The 18,276-nt window shown below is 59.6% G+C and carries 16 protein-coding genes, 1 tRNA gene and 1 pseudogene; 4 read left to right on the forward strand and 14 right to left on the reverse strand.

From position 1 onward, the window contains the following. Positions 1 to 224: 224 nt before the first annotated feature. The 4 genes and pseudogenes from nrfD to GT590_RS14785 form a co-directional block, all read right to left on the reverse strand. Positions 225 to 1,436, reverse strand: a complete 1,212-nt coding sequence (gene nrfD, locus GT590_RS00630; RefSeq protein ID WP_086414226.1) for an NrfD/PsrC family molybdoenzyme membrane anchor subunit — start codon at positions 1,434 to 1,436, stop codon at positions 225 to 227. A 14-nt stretch (positions 1,437 to 1,450) separates the two neighbouring features. Beyond that, on the reverse strand, positions 1,451 to 2,074 hold the full coding sequence (locus GT590_RS00635) for a 4Fe-4S dicluster domain-containing protein (protein ID WP_227791081.1): 624 nt from the start codon (positions 2,072 to 2,074) through the stop codon (positions 1,451 to 1,453). After that, positions 2,071 to 4,389 (reverse strand): molybdopterin-dependent oxidoreductase, encoded by a 2,319-nt coding sequence (locus tag GT590_RS00640; RefSeq protein WP_233839619.1) that lies wholly within the window; start codon positions 4,387 to 4,389, stop codon positions 2,071 to 2,073. The genes GT590_RS00635 and GT590_RS00640 overlap by 4 nt, the downstream gene beginning before the upstream one ends. A gap of 66 nt (positions 4,390 to 4,455) precedes the next feature. Beyond that, a pseudogene (locus tag GT590_RS14785) lies at positions 4,456 to 4,545 on the reverse strand (twin-arginine translocation signal domain-containing protein); the annotation flags it as partial. A 163-nt stretch (positions 4,546 to 4,708) separates the two neighbouring features. Here GT590_RS14785 and GT590_RS00645 point away from each other — a divergent pair. Further along, complete coding sequence (locus tag GT590_RS00645) at positions 4,709 to 5,323, forward strand: hypothetical protein (RefSeq protein ID WP_161170781.1); 615 nt, start codon at positions 4,709 to 4,711, stop codon at positions 5,321 to 5,323. A gap of 536 nt (positions 5,324 to 5,859) precedes the next feature. Here GT590_RS00645 and GT590_RS00650 read toward each other — a convergent pair. The 5 genes from GT590_RS00650 to GT590_RS00670 form a co-directional block, all read right to left on the reverse strand. After that, on the reverse strand, positions 5,860 to 6,078 hold the full coding sequence (locus GT590_RS00650; protein ID WP_161170782.1) for a hypothetical protein: 219 nt from the start codon (positions 6,076 to 6,078) through the stop codon (positions 5,860 to 5,862). 179 nt (positions 6,079 to 6,257) lie between these two features. Continuing rightward, entirely contained in the window at positions 6,258 to 6,512 is a 255-nt protein-coding gene (locus tag GT590_RS00655) for a helix-turn-helix domain-containing protein (RefSeq protein WP_086414221.1), read from the reverse strand. 653 nt (positions 6,513 to 7,165) lie between these two features. Further along, positions 7,166 to 7,242, reverse strand: a tRNA-Met gene (locus GT590_RS00660). A 232-nt stretch (positions 7,243 to 7,474) separates the two neighbouring features. Beyond that, positions 7,475 to 8,224, reverse strand: a complete 750-nt coding sequence (locus tag GT590_RS00665; RefSeq protein ID WP_161170783.1) for an HXXEE domain-containing protein — start codon at positions 8,222 to 8,224, stop codon at positions 7,475 to 7,477. Between the two features lie 16 nt (positions 8,225 to 8,240). Continuing rightward, positions 8,241 to 8,969, reverse strand: a complete 729-nt coding sequence (locus tag GT590_RS00670) for an HXXEE domain-containing protein (RefSeq protein WP_015761482.1) — start codon at positions 8,967 to 8,969, stop codon at positions 8,241 to 8,243. Positions 8,970 to 9,210: 241 nt separating this feature from the next. Here GT590_RS00670 and GT590_RS00675 point away from each other — a divergent pair, with 241 nt between their 5' ends. Beyond that, positions 9,211 to 9,693: a TetR/AcrR family transcriptional regulator gene (locus tag GT590_RS00675; RefSeq protein WP_227101294.1), complete on the forward strand. Its 483-nt coding sequence runs from the start codon at positions 9,211 to 9,213 to the stop codon at positions 9,691 to 9,693. Between the two features lie 109 nt (positions 9,694 to 9,802). On the opposite strand, the gene groL is transcribed toward GT590_RS00675, so the two are convergent. Continuing rightward, positions 9,803 to 11,389 (reverse strand): chaperonin GroEL, encoded by a 1,587-nt coding sequence (gene groL / locus GT590_RS00680; RefSeq protein WP_009305321.1) that lies wholly within the window; start codon positions 11,387 to 11,389, stop codon positions 9,803 to 9,805. A 402-nt stretch (positions 11,390 to 11,791) separates the two neighbouring features. Between groL and GT590_RS00685 the strand changes: the two genes are divergently transcribed. Next, positions 11,792 to 12,586 carry an amidohydrolase family protein gene (locus tag GT590_RS00685; RefSeq protein WP_009608408.1) on the forward strand — a complete coding sequence of 265 codons (795 nt, stop codon included), beginning with the start codon at positions 11,792 to 11,794 and terminating at the stop codon, positions 12,584 to 12,586. A gap of 47 nt (positions 12,587 to 12,633) precedes the next feature. Here GT590_RS00685 and GT590_RS00690 read toward each other — a convergent pair whose 3' ends face one another. The 3 genes from GT590_RS00690 to GT590_RS00700 all read right to left on the reverse strand — a co-directional run bounded on the left by GT590_RS00690 (position 12,634) and on the right by GT590_RS00700 (position 16,192). Next, positions 12,634 to 13,953 carry a hemolysin family protein gene (locus tag GT590_RS00690; protein ID WP_009305323.1) on the reverse strand — a complete coding sequence of 440 codons (1,320 nt, stop codon included), beginning with the start codon at positions 13,951 to 13,953 and terminating at the stop codon, positions 12,634 to 12,636. Between the two features lie 278 nt (positions 13,954 to 14,231). Then, on the reverse strand, positions 14,232 to 15,620 hold the full coding sequence (locus tag GT590_RS00695; RefSeq protein ID WP_161170784.1) for a uracil-xanthine permease family protein: 1,389 nt from the start codon (positions 15,618 to 15,620) through the stop codon (positions 14,232 to 14,234). Continuing rightward, on the reverse strand, positions 15,617 to 16,192 hold the full coding sequence (locus GT590_RS00700) for a xanthine phosphoribosyltransferase (RefSeq protein WP_009608477.1): 576 nt from the start codon (positions 16,190 to 16,192) through the stop codon (positions 15,617 to 15,619). Before GT590_RS00700 ends, GT590_RS00695 begins: the two co-directional genes overlap by 4 nt. 327 nt (positions 16,193 to 16,519) lie before the next feature. On the opposite strand from GT590_RS00700, the gene GT590_RS14645 reads away from it, so the two are divergent. Then, positions 16,520 to 16,654 carry a hypothetical protein gene (locus GT590_RS14645; RefSeq protein ID WP_009608410.1) on the forward strand — a complete coding sequence of 45 codons (135 nt, stop codon included), beginning with the start codon at positions 16,520 to 16,522 and terminating at the stop codon, positions 16,652 to 16,654. A gap of 119 nt (positions 16,655 to 16,773) precedes the next feature. Here GT590_RS14645 and GT590_RS00705 read toward each other — a convergent pair whose 3' ends face one another. Then, on the reverse strand, positions 16,774 to 18,258 hold the full coding sequence (locus tag GT590_RS00705; RefSeq protein ID WP_009305326.1) for a basic amino acid/polyamine antiporter: 1,485 nt from the start codon (positions 18,256 to 18,258) through the stop codon (positions 16,774 to 16,776). Positions 18,259 to 18,276: the final 18 nt, after the last annotated feature.

The following is an 18,276-nucleotide window of genomic DNA, read 5'->3' on the forward strand; positions in this document are numbered from 1 at the left end:
CGGGGCAGGTAAGCTCGTTGACCCCATCGGGCTCGGGCACGTTCTCGTAGTCATGGCACAGACCGGAAGCGCACGAGGTGACCGGGCAGGCGGTGACGGGGGTAATCGCTTGGAGGGAGGGCGAAGAATCCGCCGCAACACCGCCTGCAACAAAGACTAGAGCCCCGATGAGGAGGAAGACGCCGGTGATTATCGCGCTCTTACGAAGCATCGGGACCCGCATATTACTCGGAAACCCGCTTGGCCTGGCGCAGAGGGAGGTAGCGCAAGCCGAGGAGCAGGAACAGAGCACCGAGGGCGATCACGCCCAGCGAAACGCCGAACTCGATGGGCTCGGGCCAATACACGAGCCCGCTATAGCCCGCCAGCGAATAACCGTCGGTCCAGTTGGTGATTGTGAAGGCGTTAGCCGTGTCGGCAAAATCGATGTTTGCGATCTGGAAGCCGCCGAGCATGATCTGGCAGCGTTTGCAGAACACGCCCGCGATGACCAGCGCGGACGCAACGACGACGCCGCCGTTCGTGCGTAGCTTCGGGACGAACAGGATCACCAGAGCAAGCGCCATGAACGCCATCTGTATCCAGAAGAAGGGGGCGATGGAACCGGTAGTGAGGGTGGCAACCACCTCGGCCCCGTCCGTCCCGCCGAAGTACCCGCTCGTCAGCAGGTCGCAGGCGAAGAAATACAGGTCGACGCACACGAAGACCGCCAGCATCTTCGCCAAGTTGACGATGTTGTGCTGATCGAGCTCGAGATACCCGACCTTGCGCAGAACGATGACCACGATCAGCACGAGCGCAGTGCCGCAGTCGAGCGCGCTGGCAACGAACCAGGGCGCCATGAGAGCGGTGTGCCAGAACTCGTGAGCCGGCGACAGCGAGAAAATCCAAGCAGTCACGCTGTGCACAAGGATTGCCACGATAAGCGCGACTGCGCTGACGAAGCGAATGCCCGTGTGCTTCATCCTGCCCTGCTCGTAGCGCACGTAGGCCCATAAGTACACGAGAGACAGCACCAGATAAATGGAAAGCACCAAGATGTCCCACATCAGCGGACTGGAGAGGTTTGAGTACACGAACAGCTCCCACAGACGCAGCGGGCCGCCCAGGTCGACCACGACGAACCCGATGGCCATGCACGTGCAGCACACGCTTGACCAGATCGCCACCTTCGAGATATCGCCGAAGCCCTTCATGCCGAATGCGTTCGGAATGGAGCTGATGATTAGGCCGCCCGCCGAAAGGCCAACGAAGAACATGAACAGGGTCAGATAGAGGCCCCACGCGTCCAGGTTGCGCATACCCGTCTGAATCATTCCGCCCGTGAGCTGCACCATCCACAGCACGATACCCGCAACCATCACGATTACACAGGCGATTATGCCTACTCGCACGCCCTTGCCTCCCCAGCGGGAAGCGGTTTTCTCTTTACTCATGATGTTCCTTTCCGCTAGACGAGGTAGTACACGCTCGGGTTGGTGCCGAACTCAGGATGCAACTGGGTGTGCTCGCGTGTGGCGATAAGCAGCGAGACTTCGGAATCCGGGTCGTCGAAATCGCCGAATATGCGTGCGCGGCCCAGGCACTGTTCCACGCAAGCAGGGTCCTTGCCCTCGGCCACGCGCTGTTCGCAAAATATGCACTTCTCCACTGTGTGCTTCTGATGTACCATGGCCCCGGTGTCGCCCAAGGCAACCTCGGCGTAGTACTGCGGTTCTTCCCAATTGAAGCTGCGCACTCCCGTGTAGGGGCAGCTGGCCACGCACATGCGGCAACCGATGCACTTGCTTGGATCCTGGTGGACGATCCCGGTTTCGGAGTCCTTCCATGTAGCACCCACCGGACATACCTTCACACACGCGGGATTCTCGCAATGCTGGCATGCTATGGGCCAGTGTTGGATGTTCGCGTCGGGGAACGTGCCGCTACAAGTATCAGGCTCGTTGCCGCCCTCGGTGAGTACGCGGTTCCAGATGATGTTGTTGGGGATGTTGTTGGCGATCTTGCACACCACGCTGCACGTCTTGCAGCCGCTGCAGCGCTTCAGGTCGATGACCATTCCGTAATGCATTATTCTTCCTCCCACTTCTCCATTTGGCACAGAACGTCGTGGTAGGCGTACGTTGGGCAGCTCCAGTCGCCGATCTGCTTATGGGTGAGTTCCTGGTTGCAGCCGCTCTTGTACTGCGATGCCTGCCAGCCGCGGTCGATGTCCAGGCAGCCGGGTCGGATGCCTGCCGAGAAGCACGCCTTGGCGACGGCGTGGCCGCGGTCGTTGTAGAGCTTCACGTAGTCGCCGTCGGAGATTCCGCGCGCCTCGGCATCGGCGGGGTTCATGCGCACGCAAGGCTCGTCGATCTCCATCTCGCGCAGCAGGGGGTTCTGCCCGTAGTAGGAATGTACGCGGAATCGGCGGGTGCCAGCCGTCAGTTGCAGCGGGTACTTCTCCGCTAGCGGGTTCGCCTCGAAACCGCCGGCGGTTTCGGGCCAGGCCTCCAGAGGCGGCTGCCACGTGGGCAGGCGACATGCAGACGGGTCGAAAACCTGCCCGAAGTACTGGAACGGGCTGGGTGTTTCCTGGTAGAACTGCAGGCGCCCGGTCGCTGTGGGGGGCGCGGGCAGGGACATCTTGTCCATGTAGATGATCTTCGCCTGCTTGAGCGCATCGTAATCCAAACCCATTGCGTTGAATACTTGGGTATCGAGGGTATGTGCCATGCCGGCTTCCATGTCGTCTTGGAAATACTTCTCCAACCCGATACCTTGGCCGATGAGCTGGGCGATCTCGTAGTCAGGCTTGGCCTCGAAGCGCGGGGTGATGCACCTCTCGCTTGCTAGCACGCATCCGTCGATGGCCATGGTGCCGATGGATTCCTGAATCATCGCCGCGGGAAGCACGATATCGGCCATGTCGCAGGTATCGCACCACTCCACGTTCACCGCAACGTGAAAATCGATATTGCGATAGGCCTTGAGCGTATCGTTGCGGTCGGGGCAGGAGTTCAGCAGGTTGGCGCCGAAGGAGAGCAGCATCTTCAGGGGAACGTCCACGGTAGGGCCGGGCACCTCGACGGTCTGGCCGCCATTTTCCATGGTGCAGCCCGGCAGCTGGTAGGAACCCTTGTCGATGAGGTCGTTGAACATGAAGGTCCCCAGGCTGGCGCTGGTGGTGGCATGTTCGGTTTCGGTGCTGGCAAAACCGCTGTCGTTGAGCGAATAGGGGAACGCCGGGTCCTTCACCAGACCCGCCACTATGCGCAGCGCATCGATTGCCGCCAAGTTCTGAAAACCCTGGCCGTAGTGGTCAACGCCGTAGCCCTGGAAGATCTCCGCCTCGCCGTTGTTCACAAGCAGGTTGCAGAACTCTTTGATTACGTCTTCGGATACGGTGACGATCTCCGCGGTGCGGTCCATGGGGTACTGCGCCGCCGCGTCCAGAAGGAGGCTATAGGAGGTGCTTACCTGTTGGCCCTCCACCGTAAGGTCCTTCATGCGCAGCGCGGGACTCGAGGCCGTGCTCGCATATCCGAGCGTACCCGTCGCCTCATCCCAGACGGCGTAATCGTCGTCGGCGCTGCCCTTCGCAATACTCGCGTCCAGGTCGCTTTTGCGCAGGAACATCCCGTCGCTAGTCTTCACCAGGAAGGGGGCGCACGAACGCTTCTGCATGTAGGAATCAGCGGTCATGCCGTTCTCTTCCATGTAGTTGATCATGCCCAGCGCCAGCGCACCGTCAGTGCCGGGGCGAACTGACACGAACAGGTCAGACTTCTGGGCAATCGTGTTGTAGTTCGGATCGACGACGACCAGCTTGCAACCGTTATTCTCAATAGCGTTCGCAATGGCACGCCAGGTGTTCGGCCACGAAACGATGGGATTGTGACCCCAGACCACGAACGTCTTGCAACTCTCAATAATGTCCCAATCGTTGCCGCCCTGGAAATAATATCCGCCGATGTTCACGTATAGAGCCTGGGCTAACGCGAAGTCCGTTGTGCGCTCTTGGTGAGAGAATTCCGCCAGATTCTCCAGGCGGTACAGGTTGTACAGATTGCGCGGCTCGGTCGTGCCGTAGGTGAAGGCACACACGCTGCTTTTCCCGAATTCGTTCTGATACCCTTTGATCTTCTCGCAGATGGTGTTGATAGCCTCATCCCAGCTGATACGCTCCCATTGTCCAGCGCCGCGCTCGGTACCCTCCACGCGCTTCATGGGGTACTTAATGCGCTTGCCCTCGACCAACTGCACCGGGATGCTCGCCCCGCGAGCGCACATGCGCTTAATATCGCGATCCGTATCTGGGATCTCGGCAGCACGCGTGAAAACCACGTTGTCGTTGCGCACCACGGCCTCCAGCGGGCATCCCATGCAAGCGTTGCAGTAGGTCATACACACCGTCTCTTCCACCCCGGCATGCACCTGCGCTTCGCCAATGGAGCTGCATGCGGAGAGCATGCTTCCTGTCGCAGCTGCTCCTGACGCCAGTGCCGCCATCTTCAGGAAACTTCTCCTGCTGAGCGCGGACGCTTTTTCTTTTCCTTCCACGTCTCCTTCTCCCTCCCTTTTCTCGTCCTTTTACCGACACCCAGTCGTTTACCTGGTGCTATTATTGTGAAGGGAGAGCCTGGTTGCATGCGCAACCAACAAGTTGTTGCGCATGCAACCAAAAGGATGTGATTTAATCACCCTGGAAGACGGGAGGATTGACATGGACGACTGCAGCCAAAACGCGCTCTGCGTGAGCCTGCCACCCGAAGTGCGACGCAGGCTATGTGAGAACTGTATCAAGGCGTCCTATGCGCAGGACACGATCATGCCTATCGACACTAACCACCCTATCGTCATCGTGGAAGGAATAGTGCTTGCAGTCTCTTCGGATAAGCCGCTGCTGCTCATGGCCCCGGGCTCGCTGCTGCTGACACCCTATTTCACGCCGCAGAAGGCCACACCTTGGCTCAGATCGGCGCAAGAGGTGGGGGAAGAAATCCGACAGGTTCGCTACCGCTGCATCACGCGGGCCGTGTTCAGCACGCTGACAAACAAGGCGGTTGAGGCGCTGCTCGAAGACCGAGAGTTCCTGCGCACTGTGTTCGACAACCAGCTTGCTCAATCTGACCTCATTACGAATTATCAACGCGCCCTCTATCACAACACTGCTTACACAGCCGTGCGTTTCATCCTGCAGCTCGCACGCTATTACAACATCAAGCGGCTCACCCACGCCCAGATTGCCTTGCTCACCGGGCGCAACCGGACCACCGTCACCAAGGTTATGGGCGAAATCATGCTTGCCGAACCCGAACTGGTGGAAGGCCTCGAGTAGCTGTCACGCTTGTGGATGCGGAAGGTGGTGGGAGCATCAACCACGTCGAACCGCTCGTCGAACACGGCGATTTCTTGGCCCTGGTACTCCAGGGCCGCGGCCTTCCTGCCACGTCGAGCGCGAAGCCGTCCTTGGCCTCGTAGACCATGTAGGCGCCCAGATACAGCTCGGGGCTCGTCACCATGCCATCCGCATCGGTCACTGAATCATGTCGGCCTGTCGTTTCCAGTCCGCATCGATGAAAGCGCCTTGGTCGCCAAAGCCAGCGCTGTTGACGAGTCGGTCGACTACAAGGCTGTCCGCGCGGGTACTCTCGTAGAGGCCGATAGCGGCATCCGGCACCGCAAGGTCGCAGGAGTAGACACGCACGTCGATACCATATGTTTGCGCAGCTCGAACGCCATCTCTTCTAACTTCTCCGTGTTTCTTGACACGAGGTAAATAAATAAAGAGTCGCCCTCTAAGTAGCGAACGGCCATCGTTCTTTCATGCGCTGTCTACCCGGTTTGGGTTACGTAGTCAACCGCCTGTTAAACCTATCTTCTATAAAAATTAGTCTCATTGTTTGCCGTCTCGATTCTTGCCCATACTTCCTTAGTGAAGCAGTACTGGGCGACATGACCAAAGTTGGACCTATCAGGATGCCGGTAGTCCTCTTTCGTTCGCCGTATTATCGGCGTGATGATCTTCTTGTCCCGAAGCTCTTTCATCCCGCGGGCATTTTGATTGGCCGTCAACCCCGTAATGTCGCTCATTAGCTCCGAGGACATCCTTCCAAGCCTACCGTCGGCGTATATCGCCCCGCACAATGCAATCATCACCATAAGACCGTTTCTGCCAACCTTTCGCTCTACCAGCACCTGCATAAGGCCCTGTTGGATAGTCGAATAGGTTTGCGGAGGGAAGCGAGCATACTCTCCTGTGTTTTGCTGGCTTATTCGCTGTACGTTGCGCGGCATATCAATGCCTGCTTCTTGATTTGACTTCTGACGTAGCGCTTGCACAACGCCTTGCTCGTCTTCCACGAATCGTTAATCTGCCACGCGACCAGTTCACCGGATCTGGCCATGCGAAGCGCGGTCGAATAAGAAACGTCCAAGTACGCCGCGGCTTCCTTCAGACTCCAAATTTCACCATCGATATCATCAAAACTCGCATCACTGCATTCCTTTGCCCGGTCTTCATACATCTAAGTCTCCTTCGCTGTGTTGCAATAGCGCCAGATTAACCAGATTGAGCAAACGGTGAAGGGCTTCTTCCAAGACGAGAACAAAGTTGTCTGTTCTGGGAATAATTGCTTTCAAATTGAAATTATTGCCGCATAGAGTCGCTTGATTGTGAAGCGTCGTATGGAGGGTCAAATTTCAAGACTTCATAAATAATCGATAGTCGGTACGATTGGCAAAGGGGACGGCACACGACGCCGGAGCTGCCGCATCATTTCATTTGCCTGGGCTTTGCCCTGCGCGTGTCGTTTCCCATTTCTTTTCCGTCAACACGCACAATCTCCTTGTGGAAAACTTTGCAGATATCCTATCTGATTCGCCGGTGCGCTTGGAGTTATTTAGATAAAGGGAAGATATAAAAGATAAAACGGTTGCGCCACAGCGTTAGCAACAAAGCAGTTGCTTGCTGTACAGCGAAACCTATGCTTGCGCCACAGCGTTTATTCACATTCGCCACAGCGAAATCTTTTCAATAAATGGTTGCGCCACAGAGCAAGCAAAAAGCGGATTTTGCCCAAATTTCCAAGGACAAGAAAAAAGTTTGTCGGTATAATGTCGGTTGACATGTCGGTTGACCGACAAAAAAGTCAGGGCCGAAGCCCTGACCTGCGATTATTGGTCGCGGGGACAGGATTTGAACCTATGACCTCCGGGTTATGAGCCCGGCGAGCTACCAGACTGCTCCACCCCGCATCGTTATGTTGCGCCTACCTCTCCTGCCCGAAGTGCCTTCAAACAGGAAAAGCGGCAAGAAAGAATATTACCCGTCTGCCTTAACGAACGCAAATCATTTCTCAGTGATTCACAAGGTCTACACGTTTTTAACTCGATCGAAAGCGAACTCCTAACCCTTGACGGCGCGGCGAGCCTCGCAGCGTACATGAATACAAGCCACGCCCTATCGCACCCCATACTCGGCGTCCTCTTAATCAACGCGAGCCTCGGACTGCTCGACATCCTCCTTGCAATAGCCGCCGTAACGCATGTAGTACTTGGCATCTTCGAACGCGAACATGCCCGGCTCCTGCTTGCGAACCCACTTCTTGAGAGGCGTCTCCGTAAGCGGCACGCACACGCAGCACATGACAGCGAACAACACCAGACACCACAGCCAATCGGTTGCCGTGACGCCTGCGATATGCGCGATCAGGTACGCTGCGGCCGGCAAGAACATCATGAGCGACGTGGCGAGCCCCGTATGGTAGATGGTCTTCTTGCCCTTGTCACGATACCAGAGGTAGGTGGCGACGCCGCCCGCCGTATGGGCGAACAGCTCCATGACGCACAGCAGGATGACGCACAGCGCAACCGCGTTCGACAGAGGAAGGAAGAAGCAGAGCGCTGCGTAAACGAGCGGGATCCACTGCAGCCCCACGTTGGTGACCATATCCGTGAGCCGGCTCATGGGATAACGCGTCGGATCGTAGAGGCTCTCGTCTTTCGGACGAAACACGCTCGTGTTGTAAAACCAATGAAGACCGCCGGGGAACTTCCACTCCTCGAGCACGTGGAAGGCCATGATGAAAGCCACGAAAACGCCCGCTTTGCTGCCCAGAGGCATGACATCCCAGAAGACGGCGGCAAGCACCGCCACCACCGTCGCCGTAACGCACAGGAACACGATCCACTGGTTATCGCACCATCTATCTAGTTTCTTTGCGAAATTGCTTGCCATTTGTCTACTCGCTTTCCTACTTCGCTTTCTTCGCTTTGCCGAAGAGACCCTTCGGAACGCTGCCGGGATCTGCCGCTGCGGCAGCCTTGCGCTCTTCCCAAACCTTCGCAACGTACTCGCGCTTGTAACCCCAAAGCTCTCGCTCTTCGAACGGATCCTTAGAATCGCGGTCATGCATGAAGAGGATCGGCAAGCCGAACGAGATGCCCAGCAGCACGAGCGAACCGGGGATGCCCCACCAAAGCTGATTAGCGGCTTCCGGCATGAACGTCAGCACGTACCATATGAACACGATGGCGACGGGCAGCTGCAAGAACACCGCCGCGAAAAGACCGGGGTTGTACTTGGACTTCAAGCGCATGTTGAGCACGATGCCATGCGCCGGAATTTGCCAGAGACCCTGGAATATCTGAGCCGCGGCAAGCCAAATGAGCTGCGGGAAGAAGATCGGAACGATATAGCATAGATAGCACAGGACGACGTTGCTGACGAAGCACTGGCGCTGGTTCAAGATATAGCGATCCGGACGCTCGATCTCGTTGAAGACGATCATGTTCGAGATGAGCGGAAAACCGCCCGGCCAGGCATACTCTTCGAACTGATGCACCAACATGCCCATCCAGCTGAAGATGAGCAAAACCTGCACGTAGTCAAGGGCGGCGCTGCCCCAAAGCCCCATAGCGAACGCGAGGATAACGAAAGCGACCCCTCCGATGTAGTACCAATACCTCTGCCAGAACTTCATGCGAACCGCCTCCTTCAACTGCTGAGAACTGAGTTTTGGCGTATTGACATCTCGCTATGGTTTGTACAATAGTAAACACAACGGTTTGTAGTCAACAGTCTGTTGATAGACAAATGTCGCATGCTCAACGCACTATGCAGTATTTGATTTGAAATGAACATTCGAAGCATTTTTGTCGAGGGAGCGCTTGATGGAGAACTAGAGGATACGCCTGAGCAAGACGCTGTTGAAAAACGCACTCGTGCACCTGCTCCAGAAGAAGCCCTTGAACAAGATTTCAGTACTCGAGATATGCGAGACCGCCCAGATAAACCGCACTACTTTTTACAAGTACTACGGAAGCCAAACCGACCTGCTCAACGAGATCGAGAGCGATTTTCTTGCGCAGCTCGACGAAAGCCTTGCACTCATCCCCGAACAAGAAGGCGCCGTAGCGTCTGTGCTCGCCAACCTCTACGAGCAGCGCACGACCTTCTGCACGCTCGTGCGGGCCATCCCGAGCCACGAATTCGCAACGCACCTCTTCTCCCTGCCGGGCATCAACGGGCTCTTCAAAAACCTCGCCATCGCCAGCAGCTGCACGAAATCGCAGACGCAGTATACGCGCGAGTTCATCTTTCAGGGCACCTTCGCCGTCCTCTGTAGCTGGCTGAGCAGCGAAAACCCCGAACCCGTTTCTGAAATCGCCGAGATGCTGGAGCTTCTCAAGGACAAGCTCTTATAACCGGCGCGGCATACCGGTTAAACGGAAACGAGCGCACTCCATGTCGGACGACAGCGGGCCCGCGCGATTGCGCGGGCCCGCATGGCAGAACCGGGTTTCGACGAGGACGTTAGTCTTCCTCGGGCACCATCTCGCTGACGGAGGCGTTCGTGATCAGAATCAGCGACGCCACAGAAGCGGCGGCCTGAAGCGCCGTGACCGTAACCTTCGCCGGGTCGGCGATGCCACGGCCGATCATGTCGCCGTACTCGCCAGTCATACAATCCAGACCCTGGCCCAGCGGCAGCTCCTTGACCTTCTCAACGGCCACGTCGCCGCGATAGCCCGCATTCTCCGCCAGAGCGCGCAGCGGCACCTCCAGCGCCTTGCGCAGAATGTCGATACCCAGCTGCTCCTCGGCGTTCTCGCATACGAGGCCGTCCAGCGCGGACGCGGCCTGCAGCAGCGCCACGCCGCCACCGGCCACCAGGCCCTGCTCTGCGGCCGAGCGGGTAGCCAGCAAAGCGTCCTGGATACGGCTGCGGATCTCGTTCATCTCGGACTCCGTGGCGGCGCCCACTTCCATGACCGCGATGCCGCTGGACAGCTTGGCCAGACGCTCGCGCAGAACGTCGCGGTCGTAGTCGATCTTCTCCGTTTCGATCTGCGCGCGCAGCTGATCGCAACGCTGCTCGATAGCCTCGGGCTTGCCCTTGCCGCCCAAGATGGTGGTACGGTCCTTGGTGATCTGCACGCTGGCGGCGCGGCCGAGCATGCTCTTGCGCGCATCGGCCAGCGTCAGGCCGCGATCAGGCGTGATAACTTCGCCGCCGGTGAGGATGGCCAGATCCTCGAGCTCGGCCTTGCGTCGATCGCCCAGAGCCGGCGCCTTCACCGCAACGCTGGTCAGCGTGCCGCGACGGCGGTTCATCAGCAACGTGTTCAGCGCCTCGCCGCGCACGTCTTCAGCGGCGATCAGCAACGGATGACCGGACTGCATGACCTCTTCCAGCACGGGCACGATGTCTGCGAAGTTGTCGCCCAGACGCTGGTCGGTCAACAGGATGTAGGGCTCGGTGAGCTCGCCTTCCAGGCGCGCCGGGTCGTCGGCCATGTACGGGGAGATGAAACCGTTGTCGAACATCATGCCCTTAAGGATTTTCACCTCGATGCCGAAGTTCTGAGACTTCTCGACCGAGATGACGCCGTCACGGCCGATGGCATCCATAGCCTCCGCGATCTTCTCGCCGATCTGGCGGTCGCCTGCGGAAACCGTCGCGATCTCGGCGATCTGCTCACGCGTGGTAACCTCGACGGCGTTCTTGAGAACCTCGTCGGCCACCACGTCGGCAGCGCGCTGGATGCCGCGGCGCAGCGCCAGCGGATCGGAACCGGAGATGACGCAGCGTACTCCCTCGCTCACGATAGCGTCGGAAAGGATGGTCGCCGTCGTGGTGCCGTCGCCCGCGTCGTTGTTCGCGGCGATGGCGGCCTCGCGCACGATCTTCATGCCCATGTTCTCGATGGGATCTTCAAGATCGACATTGGCGGCCACCGTGGCGCCGTCGTTGGAAACGTTGGGCTTCTCGTGCTCCTTCTGCATGGCGACGTAGCGCCCCTTCGGGCCGATCGTCACCCTCACGGCATCGGCCAGCTTGTTGACGCCGGCAGCCATCTTCGTACGGGTTTCGTTGTCGAACGCAATGTCTTTGGACATAGTCTGGTTCCCTTCTCATCGGTGTGCGGCGCTTCGCCATCACCGCGCGCACGATAGGCGCCTCTGCCGCTCGGCTGAAAAAACACTGACCCGAGCATGCGGAAGCTCATAAAAATCACTGTCGAAAAAGTTAGCACTCTTTTGCTTCGAGTGCTAGTCATAACAAGCTTTTTCCTCGTGACGAATGGAAAGCAGCGCTTTTTTGAAGGGCTTCGAACCTCTTGCCAATCGGAAGGCTCAGCACCGAAGCCTCGAAAGCGGCACCCAGAAACATGCTTCTGCCTAATGCGCCGCGAACGCCGATGCTCTACAATCAGGAGCTGCGCGATGCTGGCCGAGCGTTCAACTCGAAGCCGTTTCGCACCGCGCCGCCGAAACAGCACGACGCGAAGGAGCGCCTCCATGGCAGTGATCGATGCCCATGCTCACATATATCCCGACAAGATCGCCTCGCGAGCGGTCGACGCCGTGGGCGACTTCTACCTCATCGACATGTTCGGCGAAGGCACGGTGGAGCACCTGCTGTCCGCGCAGCAGCATGCGCCCATCACGCACTTCATCGTGCATTCGGTGGCCACGACGCCGGGCAGCGTGGAATCCATCAACAACTTCATCGCCGAGCAGTGCCGACAGCACCCCGAGTTCATCGGGTTCATGGCCATGCACCAGGACTATCCCGAGCCTGAGAAGGAAATCGAACGCGCCATCGGCCTGGGCCTCAAGGGCATGAAACTGCATCCCGACACGCAGCACGTGAACATGGACGACCCGCGACTCATGAACGTGTACGAGATGATAGAGGGGCGCCTGCCCATCGTCATCCACACGGGCGACTACCGTTACGACTACTCGCATCCGCGCCGCCTGATGAACGTGCTGAAAACGTTCCCCGACCTCGTGGTGGACGCGGCGCACTTCGGTTGCTGGTCGCGCTATGAAGTGGGCTACGACATCCTGCATAACGCCGACAACCTGTTCGTGGACGCGTCGAGCTCCCAGTTCTTCCTGGGGCAGCGCCGCACGGTGGAGCTGGCGCGCATGTGGGGCACCGACCGCATCATGTTCGGCTCGGACTACCCCATGTGGAGCCCTGCGGCGGAATACGACCAGTTCGTCACCGCCGGCTTCTCGGAGGACGAGCTGGAGAACATGCTGTGGCACAACGCCGAGCGTTTCGCCGGCGTGAAGGTGGGATAGCGCACGCAACAAGAAGCCCCGCCATTGCTGACGGGGCCTGAAGTCGTTTAGCTTTCGTCGCTTTCCGGAGCGTGCTCGAGCACCACCCGAATCTTGTCGATGCGGTGGCGGTCCATATCGACCACGGTGAACGTGGCCCTGTCGTCGCCGTCCTCGATGGTCACGGAATCGCCCTCGTCGGGGATACGGTCGAACACAGTGAGCAGCAGACCGCCCGCCGTCTCGCATTCCTCGGACTCGAGGGGCTCGAAACCAATGAGCTCGCCCACCTCGTCGATGGGAAGCGAGCCGTCGATGAGGTAGCTGCCATCGTCCAACTGCACGATCTCGTCCGAGCCGCCATGCGCGTACTCGTCATCGATGCGGCCGACGATCTGCTCCATGATGTCGCTCATCGTAACGATGCCGGCCGTGCCGCCGTGCTCGTCGATGACCACGGCGATTTTCGTGCGCTTCTCCTGCAGCGTTTGCAACAACTTCGCGATGGGCACGCCCTCGGGCACGGCCTGGATCATGCGCACGCGCAGGTCGTCGACTGTCGCGTCCTTGGGCATCGTGTAGAGGTCCTTCACGTGCACGAAGCCGACGATGCGGTCCTTGCTGCCGCGGCACACCGGGTAGCGCGTGTACTTGTACTGCAACACGGTCTGGAGGCTCTCCTCCAGCGGATCGTCGAGGTCGATGCACACCACATCGGTGCGCGGCGTCATGATGGCCTCGGCGTCTTTGTCGCCCAGGTCGAAGATGTTGTCCACGTATTCGTTCTGCTCGGGGTCGATGAGTCCGCTTTCGGTGCTCTCGTCGATGAGCAGCTTGATCTCCTCGTCGGTGTACACCTCGTGTTCGTTGGCCACGTCGTGGCCCAGCATCTTCATGACGCCGTTCGTAATGCTGTTGAACAACCACATGACGGGGTACGTGATGCGGTAGAACCACACGAGCGGCGTGGCCGTGAACAGGGCGTAGCGCTCGGTGGAGAAGATGGCCAGCGACTTCGGGATGAGCTCGCCCACCACGATGTGCAACGCGGTGATGATGACGAAACCGATGACGATGGAGATGCCGTGCGTGGCCGCCTCGGGCACGTTGAGTGCCTTGAACAGCGGTTCGAACAGGGCTGACACCGCAGGCTCGCCCAACCAGCCGAGGGCGAGCGAGGCAAGGGTGATGCCCAGCTGGCAGGCTGACAGGTAGGCGTTGACGTTGTCGGCGACGAGCTTGGTGTACTTGGCGCCCTTGCGACCCTCGTCCACGAGGATTTCGACTTGCGACTTGCGTACGCGCACGAGCGAGAACTCGGCGGCGACGAAGAACGCATTCATGAGCAGGAAAAACAGAACGAGCAGCAAACTGAGTGCTATGGGCATAATTGCGGATGGTCCTCCTTTATATGACTATTCGCCATGTAATCGTACGGCATCCGTCCATCTGGTCATACACCCGTTACCGGAAACCCGCAGGTTTCCACAAGTGGGGTTGAAGCCATCCGCCTATGGAGGAGCGACCCAGGAATCCAGAAGCCTCGCAAAGACGCATCATCGCCCCAAAAACACGCTCCAGCGACTGAGGCGTGTTTTTGGGGCGATGATGCGATCGGAAACTCAGGAACATCCGCGGCCGCACGCGCCCAGGCAACCGCGGGGCGTCACGCCGTCGCCAGGTCGCCGTCCTCGTCGACGCTCGGCGCCGCCTCGGCGGTCGAACGTTCGGACATCGCCGTCGCGCCCTCGATGCCGGCGTCCTTCGGCAGCACGAGGTTCGCCACCACGGCCACCAGGAACACCACGGCCACGCAGTTCTGCGCGAACACGCTTTGGATCAGCTCGGGGAAGTTCGCGAACAGGGCCGACACCTGCGTGAAGCCTATGCCCACGGCCAGCGACAGCGCCGCGATGAGGATGTTGCGCTGCGAGAAGCCCGCCCGCGCGATCATCTGGAAGCCGCTGACGATGATGTTGCCGAACATCATGATGGTGCAGCCGCCCAGCACCGCCTCAGGCAGCGACGCGAAGATCACGCTGATCACCGGCAGGAACGCCGCCAGGATCATGATGACCGCGCCCGTGGCGATGGCCTTGCGGTTCACCACCTTCGTCATGGCCACGAGGCCCACGTTCTGCGAGAACGACGTGATAGGCAGGCAGCCGAAGCACGCCGACAGCGAGCTGACGAAACCGTCGCAGGCGATGGAGCCCGAAAGCTCCTTCTCCTTCACCTCGCGGTTGAGGCCCACCATGGTCAGCGCGGAGGTGTCGCCGATAGTCTCGGTGGCCGACACGAGGAAGATCAGCGTCACCGACACGATGGCGCCCAGGTTGAACTCGGGCGTGAACGGCATGAGCTGCGGCAGTGCGAACAGCTCTATGTTCTGGAAGCCGCTGAAGTCGACCGCCCCCGCAACCACGGCGCATGCATACCCGATGACCAGGCCGAACAGCACCGAAAGCTGCTTGGTCTTGCCTTTCGCCAGCACCTGGAACACCAGGCACGAAACCAGCGAGATGGTGCCCAGCAGCAGGTTCTGCGGCGATCCGAAGTCGGCAGCGCCGGAGCCGCCGCCGAACGAAGAGACACCCACGCCCAAAAGCGAGAAGCCGATGGACGTGACCACGACGGCCGCCACGATGGGCGATATGATGCGCCGCCAATACTTCGCGAACAGGCCCAGCACGCCTTCGATGATGCCGCCCACGATGATGGCGCCGATGGCGACGTTGTACCCGTACGTGGCCGCGATGCCCACGAGCACGGTGACGAACGTGAAGCTGATGCCCATGACGATGGGCAGGCCCGACCCTACGCGCCACAGCGGGAACAGCTGGATGAGCGTTCCGATGCCCGCGATGAGCATGGCGCTTTGCACCAGCATGCCCAGCTGATCGTCCGCGAGGCCGGCCGCCGCGCCCACGATGAGGATGGGCGCGAGGTTCGCCACGAACATCGCGAGGATGTGCTGGATGCCGTAAGGAATGGCACGGACGACGGGTATGTCGCCGTCGAGCTTGAACAGGTTCTCGTGTACGAATGCTTTCATCGGAACGCGATCTCCCCCGTCTCGGGGTCCATGCGCTCCACGATGGCGAGCGACTCCAGGCGGTAGCCGCGCTCGCGCAGATCGTCACCGCCGGGCTGGAAGCCCTTCTCGATGGCGATGCCGATGCCCTCCACCGTGGCGCCCGCCTCGCCGACGAGCTCGATGAGGCCGTTCAGCGCGCATCCGTTCGCCAGGAAGTCGTCGATGATCAGCACATGGTCGTCGGCGTTCAGGAACTTCTTCGACACGATGACGTCGTACACGCGACCGTGCGTGAACGACTCGATGCGTGTCGTGAACATCTCGCCGTCCAGGTTGATGCTCTGAGCCTTCTTTGCGAACACCACCGGCACGCCGAAATGGCGCGCCACCACGCAGGCGATGCCGATGCCGGACGCCTCGATCGTGAGGATCTTCGTGATGGGAGCGTCGGCGAACAGCCGCTCGAACTCCTCGCCCATCGCGTCGAACAGATCGATGTCCAACTGGTGGTTGAGGAAGCTGTCCACCTTGAGGACGCCCTCCGACTTCACCACCCCGTCGCGCCTGATGCGTTCCTCCAAAAGCTCCACGTGCCGCCTCCGTCGTCGTTCCGTCTTCATGCGTCGCGTCATCTCGCAGACGCAACGAACCTTTGCAGGACAGTGTAAAGGACGCATGCCGCCAGGGGAACGGGGAATTCGCTAGATCGACGGGTTGCCCGCATGGAAACCACGTGGGAAATGATGACAAGGAATGTGGAATCCGCGTGGGAACAGCGCTGGAACCGCGCAAGATCGAGCAGACTTTCCATGGTGTTGCACGCCATGGAAACGTAGAACGGGCCCGCTATACTTGTAGGTACGGATTCGATCCGGCGGCTTGGTGCCTCTCCCTCTCATTACTCTAGAAGGATGGAGGTGAAGACCATGACCGCTTTGGATTTGCTTGCGTTGGCCGAATTGCTGTTGAAGCTGATGTCTCGTATCATCGAGTTTGCCCTGGTGATAGAAGACGCGCTCCAGTCCCACAAGGGAAAGGAGCGCTCCAAGTAAACCCAAACCGCCGAAGCGATCCGAGAGCCGTGGGGAGCACCAACTCCCTGCGGCTCGCCTCATATTATACGCATCGAACGGCAGCTCGCAAGGGTTTCCAAGCGATGCAGCTCGCGTCCCTACAGCACCACTTGGCCGGTGAACAGCAGCACGAGCGACGTGACGGCGGCGATGAGGATGATGGCCACCACCACCTTGTCCACCGTGCTCTTGAGGTACGGCTCGTTGCGCTCCTTCTTGCCCTTGATGTACATGAGGATGCCCGGCGCGTACAGAAGCGACATGAGGGTGAGCCCCGTCGCGCCCGACGCCCACGCCAGGAAGAAGCTGTACACCACGCCGAACACGCCGAAAATGCGCCACAGCACCAGGCTGCCGCCCACCTTGCCCTTGAACGCGTCGGGCTCGGTGAACGTGAGCTTCGCGAAGTACGCCGCCGACAGCAGGTACGGCAGCAGGATCATGCCGGCCGACAGCGCGTAGAAGAACTGGTACGTGCTGTCCGAGAACAGCATGACCACGAGGAACGCCTCGATGATGACGTTCGTCACCACGAGCGTGACGATGGGGGCGCCCTTCTTGTTCGTCTTGGCGAAGGCCTTGATGAACACGCCCTGCTCAGCCGCCTCGTAAGGCGACTCGCTGGACAGCACGGTGTAGCCCAACATGGCGCCCACCAGCGACAGCACCACGCCGCCGTTGATGAGGATGGCGCCCCACTGCCCCACCGCGTGCTCCATGACGCCCGCAAGCGCCGGGTTCTCCAGCTGGGCCAGCTCGGACAGCGGCATGACGCCCATGCTGAGCACGCTGACCATGAGGTAGATGCTGAGCACGCAGATGAACGCGATGATGGTGGCCTTGCCCACGTCGCGTTCCTTCTTGGCGCGACCGGAGATCGCGACCGCGCCCTCGATGCCCACGAACACCCAGATGGTGATCATCATGGTGTTGCTCACCTGGTCGAAGAACGGCAGGCCCGGATCGGCGCCCTGCGACATGTTCGCCAGAAAGATGCCGAGGTCGAATTTCTGCAGAAAGATGATGGCCGTGATGGCTACGAAGATAGGCACGAACTTCGAGATGGTGATAACGGCGTTCACGCCGGTAGCCTCTTTGATGCCGCGCGATACGAGGAACACGTAGAACCAGATGAGCAGGCTGGCGCCGATGACCGACGGCAGGTTCGTGCCGCCGCCGAAGATGGGGAAGAAGTACGAAAGCGCGCCGAACAGAAGCGCCGAGAAGCTGACCGTGCACAGAAGCGCGCTGATCCAGTAGCCCCAAGCGCTGTTGAAGCCCAAAAAGTCGCCGAACCCCGCATTCGCATAGCTGTAGATGCCGCCCTTCAACTGCGGCTTGATGCGCGAGAGCGCGAAGAACGTCATGACGAGGCACAGCACCCCGATTCCCGAGATGCTCCATGCAGTGAGGATAGCCGCGCCGCTGGCGCCGCCTGCAGCCTGGTCGCCCGCCAACGTGAACACGCCGCCGCCGACGATGAGCGTGATGACCGTGGTGACGAGGCGAAAGATGCCCAGTCCTCCGTGGGGTTGGGGAATGCCCGAAGTGGCGGACGCGTGGTGCGATGCGGATTCGCTCATGTAATCACCGTTTCCTTG

The sequence above is a fragment of the Eggerthella sp. BIOML-A1 genome, assembly GCF_009875595.1.
Lineage (GTDB): Bacteria > Actinomycetota > Coriobacteriia > Coriobacteriales > Eggerthellaceae > Eggerthella > Eggerthella lenta.

What these genes read in the sequence shown, in the direction of transcription:
- GT590_RS00655 (WP_086414221.1), bottom strand. Translation starts at nt 6,512, where the DNA reads ATGTATGAAGACCGGGCAAAGGAATGCAGTGATGCGAGTTTTGATGAT.
- GT590_RS00685 (WP_009608408.1), top strand. Translation starts at nt 11,792, where the DNA reads ATGGCAGTGATCGATGCCCATGCTCACATATATCCCGACAAGATCGCC.
- GT590_RS00665 (WP_161170783.1), bottom strand. Translation starts at nt 8,224, where the DNA reads ATGGCAAGCAATTTCGCAAAGAAACTAGATAGATGGTGCGATAACCAG.
- GT590_RS00645 (WP_161170781.1), top strand. Translation starts at nt 4,709, where the DNA reads ATGGACGACTGCAGCCAAAACGCGCTCTGCGTGAGCCTGCCACCCGAA.
- GT590_RS00670 (WP_015761482.1), bottom strand. Translation starts at nt 8,969, where the DNA reads ATGAAGTTCTGGCAGAGGTATTGGTACTACATCGGAGGGGTCGCTTTC.
- GT590_RS00695 (WP_161170784.1), bottom strand. Translation starts at nt 15,620, where the DNA reads ATGAAAGCATTCGTACACGAGAACCTGTTCAAGCTCGACGGCGACATA.
- GT590_RS00690 (WP_009305323.1), bottom strand. Translation starts at nt 13,953, where the DNA reads ATGCCCATAGCACTCAGTTTGCTGCTCGTTCTGTTTTTCCTGCTCATG.
- groL (WP_009305321.1), bottom strand. Translation starts at nt 11,389, where the DNA reads ATGTCCAAAGACATTGCGTTCGACAACGAAACCCGTACGAAGATGGCT.
- GT590_RS00640 (WP_233839619.1), bottom strand. Translation starts at nt 4,389, where the DNA reads ATGACCTACTGCAACGCTTGCATGGGATGCCCGCTGGAGGCCGTGGTG.
- nrfD (WP_086414226.1), bottom strand. Translation starts at nt 1,436, where the DNA reads ATGAGTAAAGAGAAAACCGCTTCCCGCTGGGGAGGCAAGGGCGTGCGA.
- GT590_RS00705 (WP_009305326.1), bottom strand. Translation starts at nt 18,258, where the DNA reads ATGAGCGAATCCGCATCGCACCACGCGTCCGCCACTTCGGGCATTCCC.
- GT590_RS00650 (WP_161170782.1), bottom strand. Translation starts at nt 6,078, where the DNA reads ATGAGCGACATTACGGGGTTGACGGCCAATCAAAATGCCCGCGGGATG.